The organism is Paraburkholderia sp. EG304 (assembly GCF_046543485.1).
Lineage (GTDB): Bacteria > Pseudomonadota > Gammaproteobacteria > Burkholderiales > Burkholderiaceae > Paraburkholderia > Paraburkholderia youngii.
In genome coordinates this window covers 1-298 of sequence record NZ_JBKGUA010000411.1, presented here as the reverse complement: position 1 = coordinate 298, position 298 = coordinate 1, and the positions used below count along the sequence as shown (strand labels likewise).

Genomic DNA, 298 nt, shown 5'->3' with positions numbered 1-298 from the left:
AACCCGCACCTTCGTCAGCTTCCATCGCCAGCGTCTGCTGCTTCATCCTGTTCTGCCTTCCTTATCCACTCCGCTCTATAACGCTCCGAGTAGCTATGCGGTGGACTTGATCAGCAATGCCTTAGGTGTTGATGGACGCGCCGCGCAAGCCACTGGAAATATGCTGGCATTGGGGTATTCGAATGTAAGGGACTTCCCCGTCCCGAGGCTGCGGCGGAAGCCGCGGTTCGGCATCAAAGTGCCATGATGAGGTCTGAGCCTTCATCAATACCCACAGGAGGGGAAATCCATGCCCATT

General features: G+C 56.0%; 1 protein-coding gene. It reads left to right on the top strand.

All coding sequences use genetic code 11. The features are described from left to right. Nucleotides 1-247, top strand: a 247-nt coding sequence (locus tag ACLFKU_RS44520; protein WP_410853490.1) for a hypothetical protein, incomplete at its 5' end; no start/stop codon positions are given. Nucleotides 248-298: the final 51 nt, after the last annotated feature.